20 protein-coding genes are annotated in these 24,990 nt (G+C 50.6%); 11 read left to right on the top strand and 9 right to left on the bottom strand.

The window, feature by feature from the left end:
* Window positions 1–171 precede the first annotated feature (171 nt).
* The 8 genes from cyoB (at window position 172) to ACSTTO_RS10345 (ending at window position 12,572) form a co-directional block, all read left to right on the top strand.
* Window positions 172–2,157 carry a cytochrome o ubiquinol oxidase subunit I gene (cyoB, locus tag ACSTTO_RS10310; protein WP_439273101.1) on the top strand — a complete coding sequence of 662 codons (1,986 nt, stop codon included), beginning with the start codon at window positions 172–174 and terminating at the stop codon, window positions 2,155–2,157.
* Window positions 2,154–2,768, top strand: a complete 615-nt coding sequence (gene cyoC / locus ACSTTO_RS10315; protein ID WP_439273102.1) for a cytochrome o ubiquinol oxidase subunit III — start codon at window positions 2,154–2,156, stop codon at window positions 2,766–2,768. Before cyoB ends, cyoC begins: the two co-directional genes overlap by 4 nt.
* Window positions 2,765–3,118, top strand: a complete 354-nt coding sequence (gene cyoD, locus ACSTTO_RS10320) for a cytochrome o ubiquinol oxidase subunit IV (RefSeq protein ID WP_439273103.1) — start codon at window positions 2,765–2,767, stop codon at window positions 3,116–3,118. Before cyoC ends, cyoD begins: the two co-directional genes overlap by 4 nt.
* Window positions 3,119–3,341: 223 nt before the next feature.
* Entirely contained in the window at window positions 3,342–3,818 is a 477-nt protein-coding gene (locus tag ACSTTO_RS10325; protein ID WP_439273104.1) for an SH3 domain-containing protein, read from the top strand.
* A gap of 252 nt (window positions 3,819–4,070) precedes the next feature.
* Window positions 4,071–4,589, top strand: a complete 519-nt coding sequence (locus ACSTTO_RS10330; RefSeq protein WP_439273105.1) for a DoxX family protein — start codon at window positions 4,071–4,073, stop codon at window positions 4,587–4,589.
* Between the two features lie 384 nt (window positions 4,590–4,973).
* Window positions 4,974–6,872: an autotransporter assembly complex protein TamA gene (locus tag ACSTTO_RS10335; RefSeq protein WP_439273106.1), complete on the top strand. Its 1,899-nt coding sequence runs from the start codon at window positions 4,974–4,976 to the stop codon at window positions 6,870–6,872.
* Window positions 6,869–11,641 carry a translocation/assembly module TamB domain-containing protein gene (locus ACSTTO_RS10340; RefSeq protein ID WP_439273107.1) on the top strand — a complete coding sequence of 1,591 codons (4,773 nt, stop codon included), beginning with the start codon at window positions 6,869–6,871 and terminating at the stop codon, window positions 11,639–11,641. The genes ACSTTO_RS10335 and ACSTTO_RS10340 overlap by 4 nt, the downstream gene beginning before the upstream one ends.
* Window positions 11,642–11,849: 208 nt before the next feature.
* Window positions 11,850–12,572 carry a L,D-transpeptidase gene (locus tag ACSTTO_RS10345; RefSeq protein ID WP_439273108.1) on the top strand — a complete coding sequence of 241 codons (723 nt, stop codon included), beginning with the start codon at window positions 11,850–11,852 and terminating at the stop codon, window positions 12,570–12,572.
* A gap of 178 nt (window positions 12,573–12,750) precedes the next feature.
* Here ACSTTO_RS10345 and ACSTTO_RS10350 read toward each other — a convergent pair whose 3' ends face one another.
* From ACSTTO_RS10350 to ACSTTO_RS10365, 4 genes are all read right to left on the bottom strand, one after another.
* Window positions 12,751–12,936, bottom strand: a complete 186-nt coding sequence (locus ACSTTO_RS10350) for a hypothetical protein (RefSeq protein WP_439273109.1) — start codon at window positions 12,934–12,936, stop codon at window positions 12,751–12,753.
* Window positions 12,937–13,066: 130 nt separating this feature from the next.
* Window positions 13,067–13,573: a hypothetical protein gene (locus tag ACSTTO_RS10355; RefSeq protein WP_439273110.1), complete on the bottom strand. Its 507-nt coding sequence runs from the start codon at window positions 13,571–13,573 to the stop codon at window positions 13,067–13,069.
* 479 nt (window positions 13,574–14,052) lie between these two features.
* Window positions 14,053–15,042 (bottom strand): DUF1775 domain-containing protein, encoded by a 990-nt coding sequence (locus ACSTTO_RS10360; protein WP_439273111.1) that lies wholly within the window; start codon window positions 15,040–15,042, stop codon window positions 14,053–14,055.
* A gap of 126 nt (window positions 15,043–15,168) precedes the next feature.
* A complete protein-coding gene (locus tag ACSTTO_RS10365; protein WP_439273112.1) occupies window positions 15,169–15,570 on the bottom strand; it encodes a hypothetical protein in 402 nt (133 codons plus the stop codon).
* Window positions 15,571–15,938: 368 nt separating this feature from the next.
* On the opposite strand from ACSTTO_RS10365, the gene ACSTTO_RS10370 reads away from it, so the two are divergent.
* The gene (locus ACSTTO_RS10370) at window positions 15,939–17,060 is read left to right on the top strand and encodes an Mrp/NBP35 family ATP-binding protein (protein WP_439273113.1); all 1,122 of its coding nucleotides are present in this window, start codon (window positions 15,939–15,941) and stop codon (window positions 17,058–17,060) included.
* Between the two features lie 162 nt (window positions 17,061–17,222).
* On the opposite strand, the gene ACSTTO_RS10375 is transcribed toward ACSTTO_RS10370, so the two are convergent.
* From ACSTTO_RS10375 to ACSTTO_RS10390, 4 genes are all read right to left on the bottom strand, one after another.
* Window positions 17,223–17,882 carry a nucleoside triphosphate hydrolase gene (locus ACSTTO_RS10375; protein ID WP_439273114.1) on the bottom strand — a complete coding sequence of 220 codons (660 nt, stop codon included), beginning with the start codon at window positions 17,880–17,882 and terminating at the stop codon, window positions 17,223–17,225.
* Entirely contained in the window at window positions 17,882–18,670 is a 789-nt protein-coding gene (locus tag ACSTTO_RS10380; protein WP_439273115.1) for an ATP-binding cassette domain-containing protein, read from the bottom strand. Before ACSTTO_RS10380 ends, ACSTTO_RS10375 begins: the two co-directional genes overlap by 1 nt.
* Complete coding sequence (locus ACSTTO_RS10385) at window positions 18,667–19,764, bottom strand: ABC transporter permease (RefSeq protein ID WP_439273116.1); 1,098 nt, start codon at window positions 19,762–19,764, stop codon at window positions 18,667–18,669. The genes ACSTTO_RS10380 and ACSTTO_RS10385 overlap by 4 nt, the downstream gene beginning before the upstream one ends.
* Before the next feature lie 79 nt (window positions 19,765–19,843).
* Window positions 19,844–20,866, bottom strand: coding sequence for a substrate-binding domain-containing protein (locus ACSTTO_RS10390; RefSeq protein WP_439273117.1), 1,023 nt, complete (start codon window positions 20,864–20,866; stop codon window positions 19,844–19,846).
* Window positions 20,867–21,166: 300 nt separating this feature from the next.
* Here ACSTTO_RS10390 and ACSTTO_RS10395 point away from each other — a divergent pair, with 300 nt between their 5' ends.
* Together ACSTTO_RS10395 and ACSTTO_RS10400 are read left to right on the top strand one after the other, a co-directional pair.
* Window positions 21,167–22,405 carry an ROK family transcriptional regulator gene (locus tag ACSTTO_RS10395; RefSeq protein WP_439273118.1) on the top strand — a complete coding sequence of 413 codons (1,239 nt, stop codon included), beginning with the start codon at window positions 21,167–21,169 and terminating at the stop codon, window positions 22,403–22,405.
* A 156-nt stretch (window positions 22,406–22,561) separates the two neighbouring features.
* Entirely contained in the window at window positions 22,562–24,193 is a 1,632-nt protein-coding gene (locus ACSTTO_RS10400) for an alpha-D-glucose phosphate-specific phosphoglucomutase (RefSeq protein ID WP_439273119.1), read from the top strand.
* A gap of 57 nt (window positions 24,194–24,250) precedes the next feature.
* Here the strand turns inward: ACSTTO_RS10400 and ACSTTO_RS10405 are convergent, their stop codons facing one another.
* On the bottom strand, window positions 24,251–24,982 hold the full coding sequence (locus ACSTTO_RS10405) for a Bax inhibitor-1/YccA family protein (protein ID WP_439273120.1): 732 nt from the start codon (window positions 24,980–24,982) through the stop codon (window positions 24,251–24,253).
* Window positions 24,983–24,990 lie beyond the last annotated feature (8 nt).

Genomic DNA, 24,990 nt, shown 5'->3' on the forward strand with positions numbered 1-24,990 from the left:
GCTGCCGTGATCAGAGCATTTCCAGCAAAAGTGCGAAGTGGTTTTGCATCCGGATAATGCGTAAAAATTAGAGCATTTCATCGCTTCTGTGAAAAACTGAAATGCTCTGGCCAGGCAAATTCACTGATTGCGTGTTGCGTATGATGTTTTGCCATTAAAAGTGTAAGAAAAATGTTCGGAAAACTTACCCTAGCGGATATTCCATTCCACGAACCGATTGTGATGGTCACTCTGGCCGCAATTGGTCTCGGCGGTCTGTCTCTGCTTGCAGCGATCACCTATTTTCGTAAATGGGGTGTGCTGTGGCGTGACTGGCTGACAACTGTTGACCACAAGCGCGTTGGTATCATGTATATTGTGCTGGCGCTTGTCATGTTGTTTCGCGGCTTCTCCGATGCCGTGATGATGCGTGCGCAGCAGGCTATTGCTTCGGGCGCTAATGAAGGCTTTTTGCCGCCCCATCATTATGATCAGATTTTTACCGCCCATGGCGTGATCATGATCTTTTTCGTGGCAATGCCCTTTATTGTCGGTTTGATGAACTTTGCTGTGCCTTTGCAAATCGGCGCACGCGATGTGGCCTTCCCCTATCTCAACTCACTCAGCTTCTGGCTTACCGTTGCCGGTGCGTTGCTGGTGAATATTTCTCTCGGGATCGGTGAATTTGCCAAAACCGGCTGGCTGGCCTATCCGCCGCTTTCAGGCATTGAATACAGCCCTGATGTCGGTGTGGATTATTATCTGTGGGCCTTGCAGATCTCAGGGATGGGCACATTGCTCTCAGGTGTAAACCTGATCGCAACCATCATTAAAATGCGCGCCCCCGGCATGACAATGATGAAAGTTCCGGTCTTCACCTGGACGGCGCTTTGCTCCAATATTCTGATCGTTGCCGCTTTTCCGGTTCTTACCGTAACCCTGGCGCTCCTGATGCTCGACCGTTATCTTGGCATGCATTTCTTTACCAATGATTTTGGCGGCAATCCGATGATGTATATCAACCTCATCTGGATCTGGGGGCACCCTGAAGTTTATATTCTGGTTCTGCCATGTTTTGGTGTGTTCTCTGAAGTGATTGCAACTTTCTCCGGTAAACGCCTGTTTGGTTATACATCTATGGTTTATGCAACCGTTTGTATTACCGTGCTGTCGTTTCTGGTCTGGGCGCACCATTTCTTCACCATGGGCGGCGGTGCCAGTGTCAACGCCTTCTTCGGTGTTGCCACAATGATCATCTCGATCCCTACCGGTGCGAAGGTCTTTAACTGGCTGTTCACAATGTATAAGGGGCGTGTTCGTATGGAAACGCCGGTTTTGTGGACCGTCGGCTTTATGTGTACCTTTGTTGTCGGCGGCATGACCGGTGTTATGCTGGCTATTCCGCCTGCGGATTTTGTACTGCATAATTCTGTATTCCTGATTGCGCATTTCCATAATGTGATTATCTCCGGTGTGCTGTTTGGCTGTTTTGCGGGCTTCATCTACTGGTTCCCGAAAGCATTTGGCTTCCGTCTTGATGAACGCTGGGGGAAACGTGCTTTCTGGTGCTGGCTGACAGGATTTATCCTTGCTTTCATGCCGCTCTATATTCTCGGCTTCATGGGCATGACACGCCGTCTCAATCACACGGAAAATCCTGCATGGCAGATTTATCTGATCGTGGCTGCAATTGGTGTGGCAATCATTCTTCTCGGTATTATCTGTCAGGTTCTTATGGTTATGGTCTCAATCTATAACCGCGACAAGCTGCGCGATAATAATGGTGATACATGGGAAAACGGCCGTACACTGGAATGGTCGCTGTCTTCACCGGCTCCGTTCTATAATTTTGCCCAAACGCCTGTTGTTCACGATGTGGATGCTTACTGGGATATGAAAAAGCGCGGCGTGAAGCGTAAAACCGATAATTTCAAGCCGATTCACATGCCGCGCAATACCGGCACCGGCTTTATCATCGGTATGCTTTGTGTGGTGATGGGATTTGCCGGCGTCTGGCATATCTGGTGGCTTACAATCGCTTCTGCCCTGTCGATTATCGCCATCAGCATCATTCATTCTTTCAATAATAATCGTGACTATTATGTCACCGCTGAAGAAGTGAAGCGCATCGAAGATGCCCGCACATTCCAGTTGCAGTCTTCAGGAGTTAAGTCATGAGTGCTGCTGTAACGCATATTGCTGATCACGAGGATGATCACGAACATCACGATTCCCGCGGCACGACACTGATCGGCTTCTGGATTTATCTGATGAGCGACTGCATCATTTTTGCAGGTCTGTTTGCCACCTTTGCTGTTCTCTCGCGTGCCTATGCGGGAGGGCCAACAGGCTGGGAGCTGTTTGACCTGCAATTTGTTGCTGTTGAAACTGCTCTTCTGCTGGTTTCCAGCCTGACCTATGGTCTGGCCATGATCGCTATGGCGCACAAAAAACAATCCGCTATGCTTGGCTGGATTTTTGTGACCTTCCTGCTTGGTGCAGCCTTCCTTGGGATGGAGCTTTATGAGTTTCATCACATGATTGAAGAGGGGGCAGGGCCCGGCCGTTCGGCATTCCTGTCGGCTTTCTTTGTTCTTGTTGGCACCCATGGCCTGCATATTCTCACCGGTCTGATCTGGATTCTGGTACTGGTGGCACAGGTTCTGCGCTCCGGCCTTACAGAAAAAAATGAGACACGCCTGATGTGCCTCAGCCTGTTCTGGCACTTCCTTGACGTTGTCTGGATTGGTGTCTTCTCGGTTGTCTATCTGATGGGAGTTCTGGCATGAGTTCCGCACATAAAACCGCAGCTTCCGCCAGTGAAACCAAAAATTATGTGATTGGTTTCATCCTTGCTGTCATTCTCACCGCCATTCCTTTCGGTGTGGTAATGGGGCAATATTTTGATACAACCGTAACCGTTGCCATTATCATGGCTTTTGGTGCGGTGCAGATGATTGTGCATCTGGTTTATTTTCTGCATATGGATTCCAAATCAGAAGGCGGCTGGACACTGCTGGCACTGCTCTTTACCGTGCTTATTCTGGCGATCGTGCTGATTGGCTCGCTCTGGATCATGCACCATCTGACCATCAATATGCTGGAAGTGAGCCCTGAGGCCGCGCGTGCATTGCCATAAAGGGTAAAATGTGACCGGTTCCGATAAAACCGGCTTGCTATGAGAGTTAAAAACGGCGCTGTCAGACAGCGCCGTTTTTGCATTTTTAAGTACCGATAAAAATCCTGTATAAATATGAGGGGTTTAAAGCTATTATCCATCTATTGTTTTTTAAGTTTATCTGTTTGAAACTAAAGGTGTTTTTATGTCATTTTTAAATTATATACCAAAGAGCTCAGCAAATTTGAAATCTACGATAAAAGCGGCGTTTTTTACCGCAGCTCTTTTTGTTGCGGCAGTGTCAGGCGCAGAGGCACAAACGCTTTCAGTGACACAGCCTGTCAATTTGCGGCAGGGGCCTGGTGTCAAATATGCGCGGATTGCAGCCTTGCCGCGCGGCGCGATGGTACATGTGGATTATTGCCGTAATGGCTGGTGCAGGTTGCGAAGCAGCTGGGGTATCGGCTGGGCGAGCAGGCGTTATCTTGGCAGTGCCAGAGTTCCTTATGCGCCACGATATGCTGCGCCACGCTCACAAATTTATCTGGGGCTGAATATAGGGCCTGGTTTTGCTTATGATGATCCGTTTTATGACCCTTATTATCGCCCCTATTATAGGCCTTATTACTGGCCTTATCACAGACCTTATTACCGCCCGTATTGGAACCCGCGTTGGGGTATAGGGCCGGTACGCCCGCCATTCTGGGGCTGGCGTCGCTAATAGCTTTGGCGGTTTTTTCCGGTTTGCTGGAAAATTTGTTGCAATACCGGAATTGCTTTTCAGCTCCTGCGCGTAAGATAATATTATGGCACAAGGTAGAGCATTTCAGGTTTAAAAAATGATTGAGATGCTTTGCCTCTTTGTCTTGCCCATGACTGACATACAAAAGCACGCCGTGTTTTGACCTGAAATGTTTTAAAGAAATTCTTTTGATTTTTATTGCGGATAAATTTGTTGTGTAAGGAGAAAATTATGTTGCGACAGGCTAACAGCAATAATGCTGCTCATATAAAACAAGAAAAATACACGGATTCACCGGTGCAGGCGCATGACTGGAAGATGATACAGCTCACACTTATGCGTGTTTATATTGGTTTGGATTTTATACATCATTTTTCCGAAAAATTCGGATTATTAGGCGATCAGGCCTATCAAAATGTTTTGCACTATTTTTCTACTGTGACTGCGCATCCGGTGCAAATGGTGCTTTTGGCAGGGCTTTGTGAATTTGGCGCTTTTGTTGGTTTCACATTTGGTTTGTTCACTCGTGTTGCTGCGGTTGGTACGGCACTTTATTTGCTGATAGCGCTGTTTATGGGCGGGCATCAGACTATGGGCTTCACATGGGCGAATCCCGGTGGTGGCTGGGAGTTTCCGGCACTTTGGTCCTTTATCTGTCTGACTTATATCTTAACCGGTGGCGGGCGCTATTCTCTGGATCATTATTTACGGCCATATATGCCCGAGGCACTTCGGTTTTTGTGCCGCTAAAGCCTGTATATAAACTCAGTTCTAAAATTTATTTTTAAAATCAATGATTTAAAAATATTTTTTGCACTGAAAAAAGCAGGCAAATTTCTCGGTTTTATTTTGATTATAAAGCCAAAATTAAGTAATGATTTACGTAAATAAAAGTAAAAATTAATGTTTTGTTAGGCATAAATTTTAAAAAAACGGTGTAAGCTTTAGGGTAATATTGCTCCATGAATCGCGTATAGAACACGGCCTTACGGGTGGAGAGGCCGTGTTTGGCTACAGTTGTGTATTGACCGGTCATATCGGGATGATATGCAGTATATTAGCATTTAGTGTTTAAGGAGAGCTCCAATCCGTAAAGCCAGCACCTTCCTGCTGTTCACTGCATTGCTGCCGGTTATGGCGGCTGCGCCGGCGCATGCTTTTGAGCTCTTTGGTATCAAATTATGGGGCAAGGATAAGGCTGAAACAGCTGCCGATGTCATTGCTGAGCCAAAATATTATAAAGTTGAGATTACATCACAAGCAAGCCGCTCCAATAAGGATGGCAGTGTTGCTGATGTTGAGGCTCTGGTAAAGGGTGCCTCGCGTCTTGTTGCTGATGAGGAAAAGGCAGTGTCCGGTTCCGGTGGCCTGCTTGCCAAGGCAAGGGGTGATTACCGGCGCATTTTGATGGCGCTTTATGGTGAAGGGCGCTATGGCGGCACGATCAGCATCAAGGTTAATGGCCGTGAGGCTGCCGATCTGCCGCCCGATGCGCAGTTGCCTGATCACTCTGATATTGTGATCAATGTTGATCCGGGGCCGCAATTTCTTTTTTCGCGCACCAGCATCAATGAAATGGCGCCGCCGCCTGCAAGTTTCCGTCGTGATCAGGTGCAGTCCCCTGAAAAAGCCGGCTTTAAAGACGGGGAAATTGCCCGTTCCGGCACAATTTTGAAGGCTGAGCGTCTGGCAGTGGAAGCATGGCGCCAGCAGGGCTATGCCAAGGCCAGGGTTACGAATGAAGAAATTGTGGCAGATCATGCCAATAATACGGTTCAGGCCGATATTCGTGTGGAACCGGGGCGGCTTGCCCATTACGGGCAGTTGCGTGTGCAGGGTACAGCCCGTATGGATCCTGAATTTGTGGCCTATATGGCGGATCTGAAACCGGGCAAGCAATATGATCCGGCAGATCTGGAGCGGGCGCGCCGCCGTTTGGCGCGGCTTGATGTGTTTCGCTCCACCTCTATTCAGGAAGCGCAGGAAATTGATCGCAGCGGTGTGTTGCCGATGGAACTGGTTGTGCAGGAGCGCAAGCCGCGCCGCTTTGGTCTTGGTGCTAATTATTCCACGCTGGACGGTGCCGGTGTGGAGGCTTTCTGGCTGCATCGCAACCTGTTTGGCAAGGCAGAGCGTTTGCGCTTTGATGCAAAAGTCAGCGGTATTGGCGGCTCGCAGGATAATTCTTATAATCCGAAAAATTTCAGCTATCTGCTGGGTACAAGTTTCAGTAAACCCGGTGTGTACACGCCGGATACGGATTTTGTGGCTTCGTTGAATGCCAAACGTGAAGTGCTGGATAATTATACGGAAACATCGCTGAATGGTCAGGCTGGTTTTACTCATATTTTCAATGAGGATCTGAGCGGGCGTTTGTTTGCCAATGTATCACGCGCACAGTTTGAGGATGATTATTACGGCAAGCGCCAGTTCTTTACTGTGGGGATGCTTGGCGGTATTTTGCTGGATAAGCGCAATAATAAGACCAATGCTACCAGCGGTTATTATGCCGAGGGTGTGATTGAGCCGTTTTATGAAATCAAGAACGGCAGTTTTTCAACCAAATTTACCGCTGAAGGCCGTGGTTATTATGGTTTTGGCGAGGATGATCGTGTTGTGCTGGCCGGCCGTGTCAAGCTTGGCTCCATTGTTGGCGGCAGCATTCATGATATTCCGCCGGACAAGGTGTTTTTTGCCGGTGGCGGCGGATCGGTACGCGGCTATGGCTATCGCAGTATCGGTGTGAACAAGCCCGGCGATATGGTGATTGGCGGCCGCTCTTTGGTGGAGGCTTCGGGTGAGGTGCGCACCAAGGTAACAGACAATATCGGTGTTGTTGGTTTTGTCGACGGAGGATATGTCGGGGAGGAAACCTATCCGGATTTTGCTGAGAATATGCGTTTGGGAGCAGGGGCGGGGTTGCGTTATGATACCAGTCTTGGTCCGCTTCGGTTTGATGTTGCCGTACCGCTTAACCGCAGGTCCGGTGACTCACGATTTGCATTTTATGTCGGTATAGGACAGGCGTTTTGAATCGTTTTCTAAGCTTTGTAGCTACATTCTTCATTATTTTGCCGCTCGGTATTTATATCGGCGCCTCGCTGCTGCCCAATGGGGCGGATGGTGTGACCACGCCTGCAACAAGCCAGAGCAATCCTGCCGGGCAAAATGGCGCACAGCCGGAAAATGCTCAGGAAAAGGTCTCGGCGCAGGATGCAGAGGAAGAAAAATCCTATTTCCTGTCTTTTGTAGAACAGGAATTATCGGGCCCAAACCGTAAAATCACCATTTCCGGCATTGAGGGCGTTTTGTCCTCAGAGGCAAAGGTTGGTTTGATTACCGTTGCTGACCGTGAGGGGGTGTGGCTGCGTATTCAGGATGCACAGCTTGTCTGGAGCCGGCTGGCACTGCTGCGCGGGCGTTTGAGTGTTGATAATCTGTCGGCAAAACAGGTGGAGTTAATCCGCACGCCTTTGCCGGATGAAAGCCTGCCTTCGCCGGAGGCGGGTGGTTTTTCGCTGCCGGAATTGCCGCTGGCAATTCTTCTTGGCGAATTGAATATTGAACGGCTCAAATTTGGCAAGCAAGTGTTTGGTCTTGCTTCCGAAGTGGCACTGAAAGGCAGCCTGACGCTGCAGGATGGTTCGCTGCAGTCATTGTTTGATATGACCCGTCTGGATGGTCCTGGCGGCGCGATGAAGCTGAAAGCCAACTATGCCAATGCCGATCAGAAACTTGATCTGGATATGCGCCTGTCTGAGCCGGCCAATGGTATTGCTGCCAATCTTCTTAATATTGATGGCAAACCACCGGTTGAACTGGTGCTTAATGGTGCCGGCAAGCTGGATGATCTGAAAATTGATCTCGAGCTTGATGCCGATAAAAAGCGTATTCTCACCGGTCTTTTGACCCTGAATCGCAATAATGACGGCACAATGGCCGGACGTTTTTTCAAAGCCGATGTGAGCGGGCCCATAGCGGCGTTGGTGCCGCAAAAATTCCGCAGTTTTTTTGGTGCAAATTCCGGCCTTGCTGCCAATGGCCTGATCAAGGATAGCGGTGGTTTCCGGCTTGATAGTTTCACGCTTTCCAATGCCGCGTTGAAAGTAAAGGCCAGTGCAGAAACGGCTACAGATGGTTTTTTAACGCGCCTTAATGTGGATGCTTTGATCGGCGCACAGGAAAACGGCCGCGTATTGCTGCCGGTCAGCGGCGGGCAGACATCGCTCAGCACAGCGCATTTGACGCTTGATTACGGCAATCATTCATCAGGCGACTGGACAGGGCAATTACTGATAAAAGATCTGCAGGCCGGAGATTTCTCGGTGCAGCAGACCGTGCTGAATATGGGGGGGATTGCGGAAAATCTGCAGAATGTGCAAAACCGCCATATCAGTTTCAATATTAACGGCGATATGACAGGTATCGGAGCGCGCCAGCCGGATATGGCCGCAGCCCTTGGTGAGCGCATTGAGCTTGCAGTTCTTGGGGATTGGCATACAGGCATGCCGGTGCAGCTTGAAAAATTGCAGATCGCCGGCAATGGTCTGAGCGCTGCATTAAAAGGAACAATCGACCAGTTTATCTATAATGGTGATATTCAGCTTAAGGCAGATAGTCTGGTGCCGTTTTCGGCGCTTGCTGATCGCTCCCTGGCCGGCAGCATTGATTTGCAGGCCAAGGGTACATTGGCCTTGATGAGCGGCGCTTTTGATCTGGCACTGGATGGTACTGCGGAAAATATCAAAACCGGCGCGGCTATTGCCGACCGGATTATCACTGGCCGCTCCGCCTTGAGTGGTGGTGTGGCACGTGATCAGTCCGGTTTTACGGCGCGGCAGTTCCGGATTGGCAATGAGGCCAATTCCATCACCGCCAATGGTACATTTTCCAGCAAGGATGCTGATTTTGATTTTGGTATTGATCTGGCTGATATTGCTGCTCTGTCAGAAAAAGCTTCCGGGGCCTTGTCGGTCAGGGGCAGTGCGCGCGGCAGTGACAGCCGCATTGCGCTGGCAACACGTATTGCCTTGCCGTCCGGCTCGCTTGAGGGGCGCAAGCTCAAGAATGGCCTTGTGGATTTCAATGCCATTCTTGATAGTTCTGACCCCCAAAATGCAGCTTCACTGAATGGTCGTTTCAGCGGTAGTGGTTTGCTGGGCGGAGAGAGAGTTGACCTCTCCGGTATTGTTGCGCTGGATGAGCAGGGCAAACGCCTGAATGCGCTTGATTTTTCAGCAGGCGGCACAAAGCTGAGCGGTGATCTGGATATTGCGGAGAATAATCTGCTTAACGGCCATCTCAGGCTGGATGCGCCGGATGTTTCCACAGCCGCAGCATTATTTTTTGCCAAAGCAACAGGTGCTGTTCATGCCGATATTGCTCTGAGCCATGAAAATGATCGCCAGAATGCCGTGGTCAAGGCCGATATTCGTAATCTGGCGCTTGATGGCCATCAGGTCGGGCAGGCAGAAATTGACGCAAAACTGGCGGATTTGTTTCGCGTGCCTGTGGTTGACGGCGTTGTAAAAGCGCAGGCAATCCGTGCCGGCGCGCTGGAAATCAACAGTTTTGCAGCCAATGCGCAGGCCAATGGCAGCAAAACGGTGTTTCAGGCTGCAAGTGATCTTAAAATCGGCACAAACATTAATATTGACGGCGCTCTGGAGCCGCAGGACGGCGGCATGTTGTTGTCGCTCGAAAAGGCGCAGCTGCATCAGGGCGCGATGGTGACAAGGCTTGCTCAGCCGGCATCATTGGCGCTGAAAGGCAGCGACATCACCTTCAACAATATTATTATGCAGGTGGGTAATGGTCATTTGAGCCTTAACGGCGCTTTGGCGGATCACTTCAACCTAGATATGCAGTTGAATAATCTGCCGCTGAATGTGGCAAACAGCATCCAGCCGGAGCTGGGGCTTGGCGGTGTGCTTAATGGCCAGGCAAAAGTGACCGGCACACGGGCGCAACCCAATATCAGTTTTGATATTGCGGCAAGGGATGTGATTGCCCGCAAGACCCGTGAAATGGGGATTGGCGCACTCAATGCCACAGCCAAGGGCATATCCAGCCAGAACCGTTTGAAGGTGGACAGCCGGATTACAGGCGCTAACGGCCTTGATACACGGATGAGCGGTTTTGTGCCGATTGGCTCGGATAAGGCTGCCGGCGCACTGGATGTGAATGTGGAACTGGCCAATTTGCCGCTGGCGCTGCTCAATGGCGTGGTAAAGGATCAGAAACTGGCCGGAAATGTAACCGGCACCGCAAAAATCACCGGCGAGCTCTCCAGTCCTGCGGCTGCATTCAACCTTAATGGCCGCAGCCTGAGTGCAAAACCGCTGGCAGAAAACGGCCTTGCACCATTGAATCTTAAGGCGGCCGGTCATTTCAGCGGCAAGGTGGTCAATATCAGCTCTCTGGCTGTGGAAGGCCCTAAAAATCTGAATATAACAGCGCACGGCCGTGTGCCGCTGGCCGGTAACGGGCTGGGTATAGATGTAACCGGTCAGATACCGCTGGCGCTTGCCAATCGTTTTCTGGCAGATCGCGGGGCGCAGGCAAGCGGCACATTGGCGCTGACCGCCAATGTCAGCGGCGGTTTTGACAAGCCGCAAATTCGCGGCATGTTCTCAACAAGCGGTGCGCAGATTGTTGATCCGGAAACCAATATCCGCCTCAATAATATTATTATTAACGGCAGCATGGACGGGCAGACTATTCGCCTGCGCAATGCCAATGCGGCATTATCTTCTGGTGGTTCGATCAGTGCGGATGGCACGATTTCCATTAATGCGGCGCAAAATTTTCCGGCAGATCTGCGCATCAATTTCAACAAGGCGCGTTATGCAGACGGCTCTATGGTTGTGGCAACCATTAATGGCGGGCTCACCATCAATGGTGCGTTGATGCGGGATCCGCTGATTGCCGGCAGGATTAAAATTGAACGGGCGGAAATTACCGTGCCGGAAAGCCTTGGCGGGGGCGGCGCGAATATTGAGGTGCGCCATGTGCATACGCCGGCTTCTGTACTGATGACCCTGCAGCGCGCCAAAGCGGAAAACCGGGCTAAAGGTGCGGCGCCGGTTCCGGCATCACGGCCAACCGTGCCGCAGCTTGATATCCGTGTGGTTGCTCCGAACCAGATTTTTGTCCGCGGCCGCGGGCTGGATACGGAACTGGGCGGCGCGGTGCGCCTGACAGGGCCTGTTACCAATGTGAAACCTGTCGGCGCTTTTGAATTGCTGCGCGGTCGTCTGGATATTCTAACCCAGCGCGTGACCTTTGATGAAGGCCGTGTCACGCTGATCGGCGATATGAATCCGCAATTATATTTCCTGGCGCGCACAGATGGCGGGGATATTACTGTGCTGGTGACAGTACAGGGCACTGTGGATAATCCGGATATTAAATTCTCATCAGAACCGCCGCTGCCTCAGGATGAGGTGCTGGCACGGTTGATTTTCAAACGTTCGATTTCTGAATTGTCAGCCTTTCAGATTGCCCAGCTTGCGGCGGCTGCGGCTGAACTTGCCGGCGGTAAAAATGCCAATCTGCTTGGCGCATTGCGTCAGGGAGTCGGGCTTGATGATCTTGATGTGGTGACCGACAGCAAGGGCAATGCTGCCGTGCGTGCGGGCAGTTATATTCGCGATAATATCTATCTTGGCGTGGAGGCCAGCGGTGTTGATGGCACCAAGGGCACTATCAATCTCGATATTACCCGCAATCTCAAGGCTAAAGGCTCGGTGGGCAGCAATGGTGATTCCGGCCTCGGCGTGTTCTATGAAAAGGATTATTGATTGCCGCTGTAAGGGTTGTTTTGCCGTTTTATAGCGGCTTGTGAAAAAGCAAAATCTTCATAAAACCGGCGTCGTTTGGCGCCGGTTTTATGATTGATTGCTGCTCCGGCAGCTTATGGTAAATGAAGAAATATCCGGTTTAATTATTTTTCAACCATGCTGGCGCACAATCCGTCACCTGAACAGGTTATGAAAATACGGATTAATCATGACAAAGCAGGACGTTAAACTGAACCGTCGCCGCTTTTTAACCGGCGCAGGTGTTTTGGGTCTGGCTGGTGTGAGCGGTTGTACGCAATCTCTGGATATGTCGGCCTTCCAGCCCAATATTGATATGACCACAACGGGCAGCGTTATGCGTCCGCAGATCAGTGTTGATAAGGGTGTGACCAGCAATGAGGTTATGTATGCCGCCATTCATGAGAATGGCTATACATTGCCGGCTATTCCTTATGATAAAGTGCCCAAACAATATCGGCGGCAAATTGTGCCGGATCCGACCGGTGAGGCGCCGGGCACAATTGTTGTGCGTCTGAATGAGCGTTTTCTTTATCTTGTATTGCCGGGCGGAGAAGCCATGCGTTATGGCATCGGCGTGGGGCGCGCGGGCTTTGAATGGTCGGGGCGTGCCAATGTGCAGTATAAAAAGAAATGGCCGCGCTGGACCCCGCCGCCGGAAATGATCAAACGTCAGCCGGAACTGGAAAAATACCGCAATGGCCAGGAGCCGGGGCCTACAAACCCTCTTGGCGCACGCGCTTTGTATATTTATCGCGATGGTGTGGATACCGGTTACCGAATTCATGGCAATCCGGAATGGTGGTCTATCGGTCAGGCAATGTCATCTGGCTGTGTGCGTCTGATGAATCAGGATATTATTGATCTTTATGACAGGGTGCAGGGCAAAGCGCCGATCATTGTGCAGGCCTGATGCACTTGATCTGTAATGTGAAAAAGCCACGTTAAAGCAGATGCTTTAACGTGGCTTTTTTACAGTCGGGGAGGACGTGTTTAAATTGTAATGATGAGTTCTTTAAATAATTAGCATGAGTGAAAAATAATTATTTGTTGCAGTTTTTGTGGCATCTGTGCGGCTTTGCAATTTTTGTTCAGCGCACAACCTTGCCGCTGACAATATTCTGCGCAATGACAAGCGGAAGAGGCACAGCCTGTTCAGCCGCACTGAGAAAATGGAGCTTTTGCTGCTGCTGGATTGGATTGGGCGCGATGAACACAGCCGCAGTCAGCAGAAAAGCTGCCATAAGGCTCAAGCGTTTTTCAGTTTTTGCATTCATTGGTAAAATGTCCTTTTTGTCTCGGATCAGGAGCATTGTGCCCGCATATCTGAGATGAAATTTTGTTAAAGTTATGAAAGCCTTGCGCTTTCACTTCGAAACAGTTTCAGCGGTTTTTGTTTAAAAGGTTCTAGTGAAATATTTTGTGCCCCGCAGGAGAGAGAGCACAAGCAATGGCATAATGCGGAATAGGCAATAAAACCTGATCCAGTTCAGCCATGATTTGTGCATAATCCTGCGCAGCCTGCCTGATCTGCCCGACACGGCTGCCTGTCGCCAGTAGATCCAGACAGGCATCGCGGGTTGTGTCATCACCATTCTGCAAGGCTGAAACCAGCCCCATCAGCAGGCATTCCTCGCGGCAGATATGTATGGAACCATAGGGAAATGCCTTGAGCCTGCAAGCTGCGCAAAAATGCAGGGTGCGGATAAAATGCGATAATTCCGTTACCGCCCGCTTGGCTTTGGCAAGCCCGAGTTCCTGCGTGTATATTGTCCAGGCCATCTCCCACGGTATGACCGATCCGGTTTCAAAGCCGGCTGTCCAATGGCGGTAACCCTCCAGCACCAGCTTTTCAGCCTGACGTTCAAAATAATGGGTAGAGGTGTCAAAAATGTTGCGAACCTGCATATTCATGGCCGCACCCCCGCAGATACCGGACGCATGGGAGAAATAAAAATGCGGCATGGGTGCATATGCAACAAAAACTCCGCTCTCGGGCGGGGCAATAGCTGACCAGACATAGGTCCTCCAATCGAAAGGGTTCAAGGCCCAGACATCAAAGGTTGGGTTTTTGAAAAAGTGCCAAAAATTTTAAAATCCCCGGCGCTCTGACAGCAGAAATATGCAGGTGAAAGGGGAGCATTGTCAAACATAAATTTTAAGGAAAATGAAAAAATCATTCTTATATCAATAGGTTAGAATTATTCTAGAGTGTTATAGTCATAATTTATTGCCGGCAAATTATGACTATCTTTATGAAACTGCATGGATTTTTTCACCAGCCTTCATGGCGAAATTGCATAGGCATGAGGCCTGAGCAATAATCCTGTGCGACCTCACGCCTCATATGAGATGTTGAGCCAAAACCGCTTTGCGGTTTCGGCTCGCAATATTTAGTGGTGGCTGTGGCCCTTATCGCCGGCCGGATTGGCCGGATTCACGTGAAACGGTAAATTAACCTTGCCGGCTTTTTCAAACTCCAGCTCAACATTCACGGTTTCACCTTCCTTGAAAGGTTTTTTCAGATCCATGAACATGATGTGAAAGCCCGTTGGCGCAAGTGTCACGGTCTGTCCGGCAGGAATATTCAGTGGCTCACTTAATTTACGCATTTTCATGATATTGTCCTTCATCGACATTTCATGAATTTCCACCTTACCGGCAACATCCGTATGCCCGCCGATCAGACGGTCATCTTCTTTGCCCTTGTTGGTGATCACCACATAGCCGCCAGCCACGCGGGCATTGGGAACAGTGGCAACACTATAGGCTTTGGAGAGTTCCAGATTGCCGATTGTTACTGTATCTGCAGCATGATGATGGGCTGCATGGTCATCATGACTATTGTGAGCGGAATGATCAGTCGCAGCTGTTACCAGAAGCTGCGGTGCAGGGCTTTTCAGATCATGCGGGTTCTGGCCTTCTGCAGCAATATCTGTCCAGCTTTCGGTTTTTCCGTTCTCACAGGTCTGGATTGTGGGGAAAGACAGGGTTGTATCCTTGTCAAAATTGGCAAGCCTGCCGACAATTGCAAATTCGTCATAAAATTCATCAGGCAGTTTGCCGCCTTTCCAGATAATTTCAGTGACGCCGCTTTTTACATCCCTGCCATGAATTTTATAGCTGTGGTGGTAGTCGGATTTGATGGTTTCAATTTCCCACCCGGCTTTCATCTGCGGCTGTGCGGCCACAAATCCTTCCGGTAATTTTACATTCACCTGTGTGGTGGCAGCGCCTTCGCAGCCATGCGGAATTTTAAGAACAGCCTTATAGGCGCTGCCAGCAGGTGCCTGCGGCGCGGCGAGTGAAACATGCGCCTGTGCCAATCCGGCACCGGAGATGAGAAGAGTGGTCGCGCAAAGCGCGGTAAAGATCGTTTTCATGGAAACATCCTTGCCTGTAAAAGGCTTAATCAGATTTGATATCACACTTTGGGCGGCATTATCTCAAAGCCGTTTGTGCCAAAGCATGGCTGATCTTTCCTGCATGATTGTGCTCAATGCAGGTTTTCAGGCAAGGACGGGCGGTGCTTGGGGCGGAGCGGAAGGCGGATAAAGATTGGAACGCGGTAAAGCCAGAACAATCTGCCTGCCGGCATTATTATGATCTCTGGCCACAATTGGCCCGCCAACCGCAGGCGGTGTGACAAGCATAAAACTGGCTGATATCCGGCAGGCTTCACAATCTGCCATAAAATGATGCTGATTGTGCTGATTATCACCATCCGCACGGTTTCCTGAAATGCAGATGGAAATAATATTGCCGTCAGGCAGGGTTTTATAACGGATAAAAACCGGTTCTGCCGTGGTGCTGTCTGCTGCGCTTATTTGTAAAAGCGGTGTGCTGACATCAACAGGCCTGTGGGCAAAAGATAATAAAACAAGCGCCAATACGCAGAGAAAGCGTATCACAATATGCCTGTTTTTGTGTGCTGTGCCCATTATCCCCAACTGTTGTTTTGGCAAGTCAGGCTTTTCTAGCGCGGCTTTGCATAGAAGAAAAGAGGCAGAGGGGGAGAATTGCTGCGCAGGCTTGCATCAGTCTCTGTTTCATGATGTCACAGAGGTTTGCACAACAGGGGATGGAAGATAACTTTCTCTTTCCTGAAAAATCATTTAGACCTTGAACTATGCCTTTACCAAACCGGTTGCAGGGCAGATATGTAAAAAGGAATAAAAACACAGCGCATTCAATTACTTTGATAAGGATGAATGTGTCTGCAATGAAGAAAATATGCAGCTTTTTTGCATATGACAGCAGGGATTTGACGGGGTTTGACATGTCGCAGATCACAAAAGAAGCGGTTCTGGCTCAACTGAAACAGGTTACAGGGCCGGATTTTGAAGGCGATATTGTCAGTCTGGGTCTGGTTTCTGATATTTTTATTGCTGACAATAAAGTGTTTTTTTCCATTACTGTTCCCGCCGATCGTGCACAGGCGATGGAGCCTTTGCGGCTGCGGGCGGAAAAACTGGTAAAAAATATTCCGGGCGTTGCCGGTGCGCTGGTCACCCTGACCGCCGAGCGCAAAGGCGGGCGTACCAGTGATGATGCCCCGCCAAGCCGGCCTGAAACCGTAGCACAGCCGCAGCAGGCAAAGCCCGGCATTCCCGGCATTGATAAGATTATTGCTGTTGCCTCCGGCAAGGGCGGAGTGGGAAAATCAACCACATCGGTTAATATTGCGCTTGGCCTTCAGGCGCTGGGGCTGAAGGTTGGTATTCTTGATGCGGATATTTACGGCCCGTCCATGCCGCGCTTGCTTGGCATTTCCGGCAGGCCGGAGACTGTAAATGGCCGGATTATGCGGCCAATGAGCAATTACGGCATCAAGGTGATGTCGATGGGGTTTCTGGTGGAAGAGGAAACGCCGATGATCTGGCGCGGGCCGATGGTTATGTCGGCGCTCAACCAGATGATGCGGGAAGTGGAGTGGGGCAATCTGGATGTGCTCGTGGTGGATATGCCGCCGGGCACAGGTGATGCACAGCTGACCATGGCACAACAGGTGCCGCTTGCTGGCGCGGTGATTGTTTCCACCCCGCAGGATCTGGCGCTGATTGATGCCCGCAAGGGGTTAAATATGTTTGCCAGAGTGAATGTGCCGCTGCTCGGCATTGTGGAAAATATGAGCTATTTCATCGCTCCGGATACGGGGAAGCGATATGATATTTTCGGCCATGGCGGAGCAAAAGCTGAGGCTGAACGGCTGAATGTGCCTTTCCTCGGCGCAGTGCCGCTGCATATGCAAATCCGCGAATTATCGGATGCGGGAATGCCGGTTACCGTTAAGGAGCCGGAGGGTGAGCATGCGCAAATCTATCGTGATATTGCACAAAAGGTTTGGTCTCAGGTGAGCGGCCACTCAGTGCGCTCTGCACCAAAGATTGTGTTTGAATAACAGATTGTGCAATTGAAAAGGCCTGCATTGCAGGCCTAATCTGTATAATATCTAACAATGTACAACAAAGAATGGGCGCTTTTCTTTGGTGAGAAGACTGTAAATTCTCAGGATCAATGCGCTTATGAATATAATGATTTGAGTTTATATCCCTGTAAAGTTTCAACCTTGCAAAACAAAGTCGGTCTGCAAGGTAAACTCGGCCGGAAATGATTGTTCCACCACAGTTTGCGCGTTGGGAATATCATTGGCAAGCGCGCGGGCACGGGCGGCCTCATAATTTGCCCCGTGATCCAGCCAACGCTGAATAAGCCTTTGCTCCAGAATAGGAAAAGGTACCTGCAAGGTAATGCTGATATCAAAATAACAATGCAGATCACGCCATACCGGTTGATTAAGCAGCAGATAATTTCCCTCAACCAGCACAATCCTGTGCTGCTCTGTAACCAGTGCAGCGCCGGCTCGCGCCAGATCCATCACGCGGTCAAAAAGCGGAACAGCAACCTCACCATCGCCGGTTTTCAAGCGTGAGAGCATGGTTTTGAAACCGGCGGCATCAAAACTGTGCGGGGCACCTTTGCGCGCCCTGTGACCGCGCGCATCAAGAACAGCATTATCATAATGAAACCCGTCCATCGGCACCACAATGGCCGGATGATCAGCGGAAGATGCATTGATCTCATCACAAAGTGCAGCTGCAAGGGTTGATTTTCCTGCCGCGGGTGCGCCTGTAATGGCCACCATCAGGCGGCTGCGGCCTGCAGCCCGCGCTATAATCTCTGCCACCAGCGCTTTATATTCAATCTGCTGCGGTTTTGTCATCATGCTGCCAGCATATCATCGGTTGGTGTGAGCGCACCGGTCATCAGCGCCACTGCATCAGACATCGAACATTGGCGCGGATCAATCACCGCCAGCCTTTTGCCAAGACGATGCACATGCACACGATCTGCTACCTCAAACACATGCGGCATATTATGCGAAATCAGCACAATCGGCAGGCCGCGTGCTTTCACTTCCCGGATAAGATCCAGCACGCGGCGCGATTCTTTCACCCCAAGTGCTGCTGTAGGCTCATCCATAATCACCACCTTGGAGCCAAAAGCCGCTGCACGTGCCACTGCCACGCCCTGACGCTGCCCGCCGGAAAGGGTTTCCACCGCCTGTGAAATATTCTGGATGGTCATCAGCCCGAGTTCCGAGAGCTTGTCACGGGCAATTTGCTCCATTTTCTTATGGTCAAGTTGCCGGAACAGCCTGCCCATAAGGCCGGGTTTGCGCAATTCACGCCCCAAAAACATATTATTGGCAATCGACAGAGCCGGCGACAGCGCCAAATTTTGGTAGACTGTTTCAATTCCGGCTTCACGTGCGGCAATCGGCGAGCGGAAACTTACCGGCTTGCCATCGAGAAATATTTGCCCCTCATCTGGCTGCACCGCGCCGGACAGCGCCTTGATCAGGGATGATTTTCCGGCACCATTATCACCGATGACCGCCAGCACCTCTCCCGGATAGAGATCAAAATCTGCATGATCGAGCGCCGTAACGCGGCCATAGCGTTTGACAAGAGCTTTTGCCGACAGCACCGGTTGAACGGATTGTTTCATGCCGCAGCCTTTCTGATCCACTGGTCAATTGCGACCGCAACAATAATCAGGACACCGATGAGGAGATAAGTCCATTGCGGATCAGTTCCCCACAGGCGCAATCCCAGCGAAAATACGCCCACAATCAATGCGCCAAACATGGTGCCGAGAATGGAGCCGCGCCCGCCAAACAATGAAATTCCGCCAATAACCACAGCGGTGATAGATTCAATATTGGCAAATTGTCCCGCAGTCGGTGAAACCGAGCCAAGGCGGCCGATCATTGCCCAGCCTCCCAATGCGCAGATAAGACCGGCAATAATATAGACTGACATCAGCACCGGCTTGACGCGCACACCGGAGAGCTGAGCCGCATCGGGATCATCGCCAATGGCATAAACATGCCGCCCCCAAGCCGTATGATTGAGCACATACCACAGCAGCAGCACCAGCAATACCATTGCAATTACGCCATAAGTAAAGACCGCACCGCCCAACCGGATATTATTGCCGAAAAACTGCAGGATCGGCGCTTTTTCAGTAATTTCCTGTGCACGGATGGTTTCATTGGCGGAATAGAGGAAATTGGTTGCCAGAACGATCTGCCACATGCCGAGCGTGACAATAAAGGGCGGCAATTTCCAATAAGCCACAAACCAGCCATTGAAAAAACCGCATAAGGCGCCAACGGCAAAACCACACAGCACAGAGAGCTCTGCGGGCAAGCCGTAACGAAAGGTAAACTGCCCCATAATCACCGAGGACAGAACCATGATTGCGCCAACGGAGAGATCAATTCCTGCGGTTAGAATAACCAGTGTCTGCGCACAGGCAATAATACCGGTAATGGCCACTTGTTGCAAAATCAGGGTCAGCGCAAAAGCCGAGAAAAATTTTGTGCCAACCAACAGGGCAAAAACTGCAACCGACAAAACCAGCACGATCAATGGCACAGCCGCCGGATTATGATGCAGGATCGTGCGCAATCTGTATATCAGGCCACGATCTTCCGTTTCAAAACTGGCAACACCGGCAGCACTGTTTACCAGAACCTTTTCAAAGTCCTGCACCATGCGGCCTGTTTGCGTGGGAGAATTGTGCGGTGTTTCAGTCATCGTATTTCCGGTTGCGGCGGTCAGGAAAGGTTACCGGCATAAATTTATGCCGGTATTGTTCTTGCATTTCAAAGCATAATCAGCCCCAGCACTTGGCCAGGCCTTCCTTGGTGCTGATAGAAGGCACGCCCTCAACCGGCTGATCTGTCACCAGCATCACGCCGGTATCAACAAAGGTCTTGCCATCGGTCGGCTTTGGCTTTTCGCCGGTATCGGCAAATTTCTTGATCGCTTCAATACCCAATATTGCCATCTGCATCGGATATTGCTGTGCCGTTGCACCAATCACGCCATCTGCCACATTTTTCACGCCCGGGCAGCCGCCATCAATTGATACAATCATCACATCCTTTTCACGTCCCACGGCTTTCAGCGCCTCATAGGCACCGGCGGCAGCTGGCTCGTTAATCGTATGCACGACATTGATATTCGGCTCTTTTTGCAACAGATTTTCCATCGCGCGGCGGCCGCCTTCTTCATTGCCATCGGTCAGGTCGCGGCCGGCAATGCGCGGATCATCCTCATCACCCAGCACATTCTTGTTTTTGGGATCAATGCCAAAGCCGGTGGCAAAACCCTGATCGCGCAGCACATCAACACTCGGCTGCATGGCCGTGAGGTTCAAAAAAGCAACCTTGGCATCTTTTGCCTTATCACCAAGCCGGCCTGCCGCCCATTTGCCGACCAGTTCACCGGCAAGAAAATTATCTGTCGCAAAAGTTGCATCAGCCGCATCGGCAGGTTCAAGAGGTGTATCCAGTGCAATCACCAGCATGCCGGCATCACGCGCCTGTTTAAGCACCGGCACAATGCCTTTGGTGTCGGAAGCGGTGATCAAAATTCCCTTTGCCCCATCGGCAATACAGGTTTCCACCGCTGCAATCTGGCTTTCCGTATCCCCGTCAATCTTACCCGCATAGGATTTAAGACTGATGCCGAGCTCCTTGGATTTGGCAACCGCCCCTTCCTTGATTTTCACAAAAAAAGGATTGGTATCGGTTTTGGTAATTACGCAGGCCGTTACATCGGCAGCCTGTGCACTGATACCCGCTGCGCCCAGCGCCAGCGCGGCAAATGCAGAAGTAAGAAGTGTCTTTTTCATGAACTCCTCCCAGAGTCATATAAGCGGTAAAATCCGTTCCACATCCGGCACAGCGCCGGAAAACACATGCAGTTTTCAACCCCAACAGGCGCCAGCTCCTCCCTGCGGCACCTCTGTGAAGACAAAAATTATTGTTTTTCATTAAAAACAGCTATGCGCATGGAAACACGTGAATACAAACCTGTCAATTAATAAATCCACTTGATTTATTAATCTGCTATGTCAGTCTTAAGGCTTGTCAGCTTGCTCTTTCATAACTCTCGCCTGCACCAGCACATTTTATACGCGTAAGGATGTTTCATGCACTATCCGCAGGGTGCCCCTTATGACACTGAAACCACCAGTCGCGGTTCCGACCAGACAGGGGTGCGCGCTTATAATGAGAGGCTTATCCTCTCAGTGGTGCGTCGTCATGGCGCCATGCCGCGTGCGGATATTGCCAGAATCACCGGCCTGTCGGCACAAACGGTTTCAGTGATCATCCGCAATCTTGAACAGGACGGATTATTGCTGGGAGGGGAGAAACAGCGCGGCCGTGTTGGCCAGCCCAGCCAGCCGATGATGCTCAATCCCGACGGCGTGTTTTCCTTTGGGCTGAAAATCGGCCGCCGCAGTGCTGAACTGATCCTGATTGATTTTACCGGCACTATCCGCGCCAGCCTGCACCAGACCTATCGCTGGCCGGTACCGGCGGATATTCTGAACTTTACCCGCAGCGGCATCAGGCAATTTACCGCCGGGCTTTCGCCTGCACAGCAAAGCCGCATTGCGGGTCTGGGCATTGCCATGCCATTTGAGCTTTGGAACTGGGTGGAGGAAGTCGGCGCTCCGCCTGCTGATCTGCAGGCATGGAAAAACACCGATATTTGTGAAGAGCTAAGCCGTGATCTGCCTTTTTCTGTTCTCATCCAGAATGATGCCACTGCGGCCTGCGGCGCGGAACTCACTTTCGGATCCGGTCCGGATTATGCCGATTATGTTTATTTTTTTATTGGCTCTTTTATCGGCGGCGGTGTTGTGCTCAACAACACGCTTTATGCAGGGCGCAGCGGCAATGCCGGTGCGCTTGGCTCTATGCCCATGGGTAATGGCCTTGTTACCACAGCCGGACATATCAGCCGCCCGGCACAGTTAATTGATACCGCCTCCCTGTTTATTCTGGAGCGCAGCCTTAACCAGCAGCAAATAGACACCACAGCCTTATGGGCAGCGCCAGAGGGCTGGGATATTTTCAGCCCCGTGATTGATGATTGGATCAGGCTGACCGCGCGCAGCCTTGCCCATGCCATTTTATCTGCTGCCTGCGTGATTGATTTTCCTGCTGCTATTATTGATGGCTGGATGCCGGAAACTTTGCGTGCCGGAATTGTTGCCGCAACACGCCGTGAGATGGCGCAGCTTAATCTGCAGGGCATTGTTCCGCCAATGATTGAAGAGGGTACGATTGGCGTTCACGCCAAGGCGCTTGGTGCAGCAAGATTGCCGATTTTCAGCCGCTATCTATTTGATCAGAATGTGCTTTTTAAACACATACAATAAAGCCTGCTTAATAAAATTGAACAGCAATCAGCCCTTATACACGGCTTTCGGCTATCGCTTCATAAGGTTGCCTTTAATATATACGTAATAATAGCCTGTTTATCATTCCGGTATTATCCCTTGCGTCAGCCTTCAGCGTCAGGACACAGCCAGATTATGACTTTTATAACTGTTAGCACCACGCCTTTTAATGACCAGAAGCCCGGTACATCGGGTTTGCGTAAAAAGGTGGCCGTATTTGCCCGGGAGCATTATGCGGAAAATTTTATCCAGTCGGTTTTTGACAGTCTGGAGGGGTTTCAGGGCAAAACGCTGGTGCTTGGCGGTGATGGCCGCTATCTCAATCGCAAAGTTATCCAGAGTGTGATCAAAATCGCCGCTGCCAATGGTTTTGGCCGCATTCTGGTGGGGCAGGGTGGCATTACCTCAACACCTGCGGCTTCTAACCTTATTCGTCAACACAAAGCCTTTGGCGGCATTATTCTCTCTGCCAGCCACAATGCAGGCGGGCCGCAGGGCGATTTCGGCATCAAGTTTAATATCAGCAATGGCGGCCCTGCACCGGAAAAATTGACGGAAGCGATTTTTGAACATTCAAAAACCATTACCCGCTATAAAATTGCCGATTGCGCTGACATTGATATTGATACACTTGGCACGCACCGCATCGGCGATACGGTGGTGGAAATTATTGATCCGGTTAAAGATTATGCCGCATTGATGGAAAACCTGTTTGATTTTTCCGCTATTCGCAACCTGCTGCAATCAGGCTTTACCATGCGTTTTGATGCCATGCATGCAGTGACCGGCCCTTACGCAAAAGAGATTTTTGAAAAACGCCTTGGCGCAAAAACAGGCAGTGTTATCAATGCCGTGCCGCTGGAGGATTTTGGCGGCCGGCATCCTGATCCGAATATTGTTTATGCCGATAAACTTTATGAGGAAATGATGTCGGACAAGGCGCCGGATTTTGGTGCTGCCTCCGATGGAGACGGCGACCGCAATCTTATTCTTGGCAAGGGTATTTATATTGCGCCCTCCGATTCTCTGGCGGTTCTTGCCGCCAATGCGCATCTGGCACCGGCTTATCATAAAGGCATTGCCGGTATTGCCCGCTCTATGCCCACCAGCTGTGCCGCTGATCGTGTGGCAGAGAAACTGAAAATCGGCATATATGAAACGCCAACCGGCTGGAAATTTTTCGGCAATTTGCTGGATAAGGGTCTTGTTACCATTTGCGGTGAGGAAAGTGCCGGCACCGGTTCAGACCATGTGCGTGAGAAGGACGGGTTATGGGCCGTGTTATTATGGCTTAATATTCTGGCGGTGCGCAAACAATCTGTCGCCGCGATTATGCGTGAGCACTGGCAGATCTATGGCCGCAACTATTATTCCCGCCACGATTATGAGGAAGTGGCTTCTGACAATGCCAATGCCATGATGGACAGATTACGCAGCACATTGCCTGCATTGGCAGGCAAAACAGTGCAGGGCATGGTTGTGACCGCTGCCGATGATTTTGCCTATCATGATCCGGTTGATCATTCGGTCAGTAAAAATCAGGGTATCCGCATTTTATTTGCAGGCGGCTCCCGTGTGGTGGTGCGCCTGTCCGGCACCGGCACAGCAGGCGCCACAATCCGTATTTATCTGGAGCGTTATGAGGCTGACAGCAACAAGCATGATCTGGAAACGCAAAATGCCTTATCGTCCGTGATTGCCGCTGCCGCTGAACTTACTGAAATCACCCGTTTTACTAGGCGAGAACATCCAAGCGTTATCACCTAATATGAAAAAGGGCGGCTTTGGAGCCGCCCTTTTAATTTATAAATTCAGTATGATGAATTAGTCGCGGTTGCCGAGAAACTGCAACAGGAACATGAACATATTGATAAAGTCGAGATAGAGACGCAGTGCGCCCATAACGACCTTGCGACCCATTGCATCAGACGAATCGCCTTCATAATACATTTCCTTGATGGACTGGGTGTCATAAGCGGTAAGACCTGCAAAGATCAAAACACCAATGACCGAAACCGCAAATTGCAGCGCCGAGGAACCAAGGAAAATATTGACGATGGAAGCAAGGATCAGGCCAAACAGCCCCATCATCAGGAAAGAGCCCATTGCCGACAGATCACGCTTGGTGGTGTAGCCATAGAGCGACAAGGCACCAAAGGAGGCTGCGGTAATGAAGAATGTGCGCACAATGCTCTCACCGGTAAAGACCAGGAAAACCGAAGACAGTGACAGGCCAACCAGTGCGGCATAAACCCAGAAAGTAAGCTGGGCGGTTGCAGTTGTCATACGCTCAATACGGAAGCTGAGGAAAAAAACTGCCGCCAGAGGCGCAAACATGATCACCCATTTCAACGGGCTTCCATAAATAAGCTGGGCAAAGCCCGGATTATTCATAGCGAGATATGATGTGCCGAGTGCGGCCACGCCGGTCACGGCCAGACCGATCGCCATCATATTGTAAATACCAAGCATATAGGAGCGCAGCCCCTGATCTATGCCCGCATCCGCGCGCGCCCCGACCGGGTTTTGCGCCTGTATATTGCGAAAATCTACCATAATATTCC

This window comes from Pseudochrobactrum albidum (assembly GCF_051851455.1).
GTDB lineage: Bacteria > Pseudomonadota > Alphaproteobacteria > Rhizobiales > Rhizobiaceae > Pseudochrobactrum.

What these genes read in the sequence shown, in the direction of transcription:
- ACSTTO_RS10395 (WP_439273118.1), top strand. Translation starts at nt 21,167, where the DNA reads ATGCACTATCCGCAGGGTGCCCCTTATGACACTGAAACCACCAGTCGC.
- ACSTTO_RS10335 (WP_439273106.1), top strand. Translation starts at nt 4,974, where the DNA reads ATGGCGGCTGCGCCGGCGCATGCTTTTGAGCTCTTTGGTATCAAATTA.
- ACSTTO_RS10360 (WP_439273111.1), bottom strand. Translation starts at nt 15,042, where the DNA reads ATGAAAACGATCTTTACCGCGCTTTGCGCGACCACTCTTCTCATCTCC.
- ACSTTO_RS10355 (WP_439273110.1), bottom strand. Translation starts at nt 13,573, where the DNA reads ATGAATATGCAGGTTCGCAACATTTTTGACACCTCTACCCATTATTTT.
- cyoC (WP_439273102.1), top strand. Translation starts at nt 2,154, where the DNA reads ATGAGTGCTGCTGTAACGCATATTGCTGATCACGAGGATGATCACGAA.
- ACSTTO_RS10345 (WP_439273108.1), top strand. Translation starts at nt 11,850, where the DNA reads ATGACAAAGCAGGACGTTAAACTGAACCGTCGCCGCTTTTTAACCGGC.
- cyoD (WP_439273103.1), top strand. Translation starts at nt 2,765, where the DNA reads ATGAGTTCCGCACATAAAACCGCAGCTTCCGCCAGTGAAACCAAAAAT.
- ACSTTO_RS10380 (WP_439273115.1), bottom strand. Translation starts at nt 18,670, where the DNA reads ATGAAACAATCCGTTCAACCGGTGCTGTCGGCAAAAGCTCTTGTCAAA.
- ACSTTO_RS10375 (WP_439273114.1), bottom strand. Translation starts at nt 17,882, where the DNA reads ATGACAAAACCGCAGCAGATTGAATATAAAGCGCTGGTGGCAGAGATT.
- cyoB (WP_439273101.1), top strand. Translation starts at nt 172, where the DNA reads ATGTTCGGAAAACTTACCCTAGCGGATATTCCATTCCACGAACCGATT.
- ACSTTO_RS10370 (WP_439273113.1), top strand. Translation starts at nt 15,939, where the DNA reads ATGTCGCAGATCACAAAAGAAGCGGTTCTGGCTCAACTGAAACAGGTT.
- ACSTTO_RS10350 (WP_439273109.1), bottom strand. Translation starts at nt 12,936, where the DNA reads ATGAATGCAAAAACTGAAAAACGCTTGAGCCTTATGGCAGCTTTTCTG.
- ACSTTO_RS10330 (WP_439273105.1), top strand. Translation starts at nt 4,071, where the DNA reads ATGTTGCGACAGGCTAACAGCAATAATGCTGCTCATATAAAACAAGAA.
- ACSTTO_RS10390 (WP_439273117.1), bottom strand. Translation starts at nt 20,866, where the DNA reads ATGAAAAAGACACTTCTTACTTCTGCATTTGCCGCGCTGGCGCTGGGC.
- ACSTTO_RS10400 (WP_439273119.1), top strand. Translation starts at nt 22,562, where the DNA reads ATGACTTTTATAACTGTTAGCACCACGCCTTTTAATGACCAGAAGCCC.
- ACSTTO_RS10385 (WP_439273116.1), bottom strand. Translation starts at nt 19,764, where the DNA reads ATGACTGAAACACCGCACAATTCTCCCACGCAAACAGGCCGCATGGTG.
- ACSTTO_RS10405 (WP_439273120.1), bottom strand. Translation starts at nt 24,982, where the DNA reads ATGGTAGATTTTCGCAATATACAGGCGCAAAACCCGGTCGGGGCGCGC.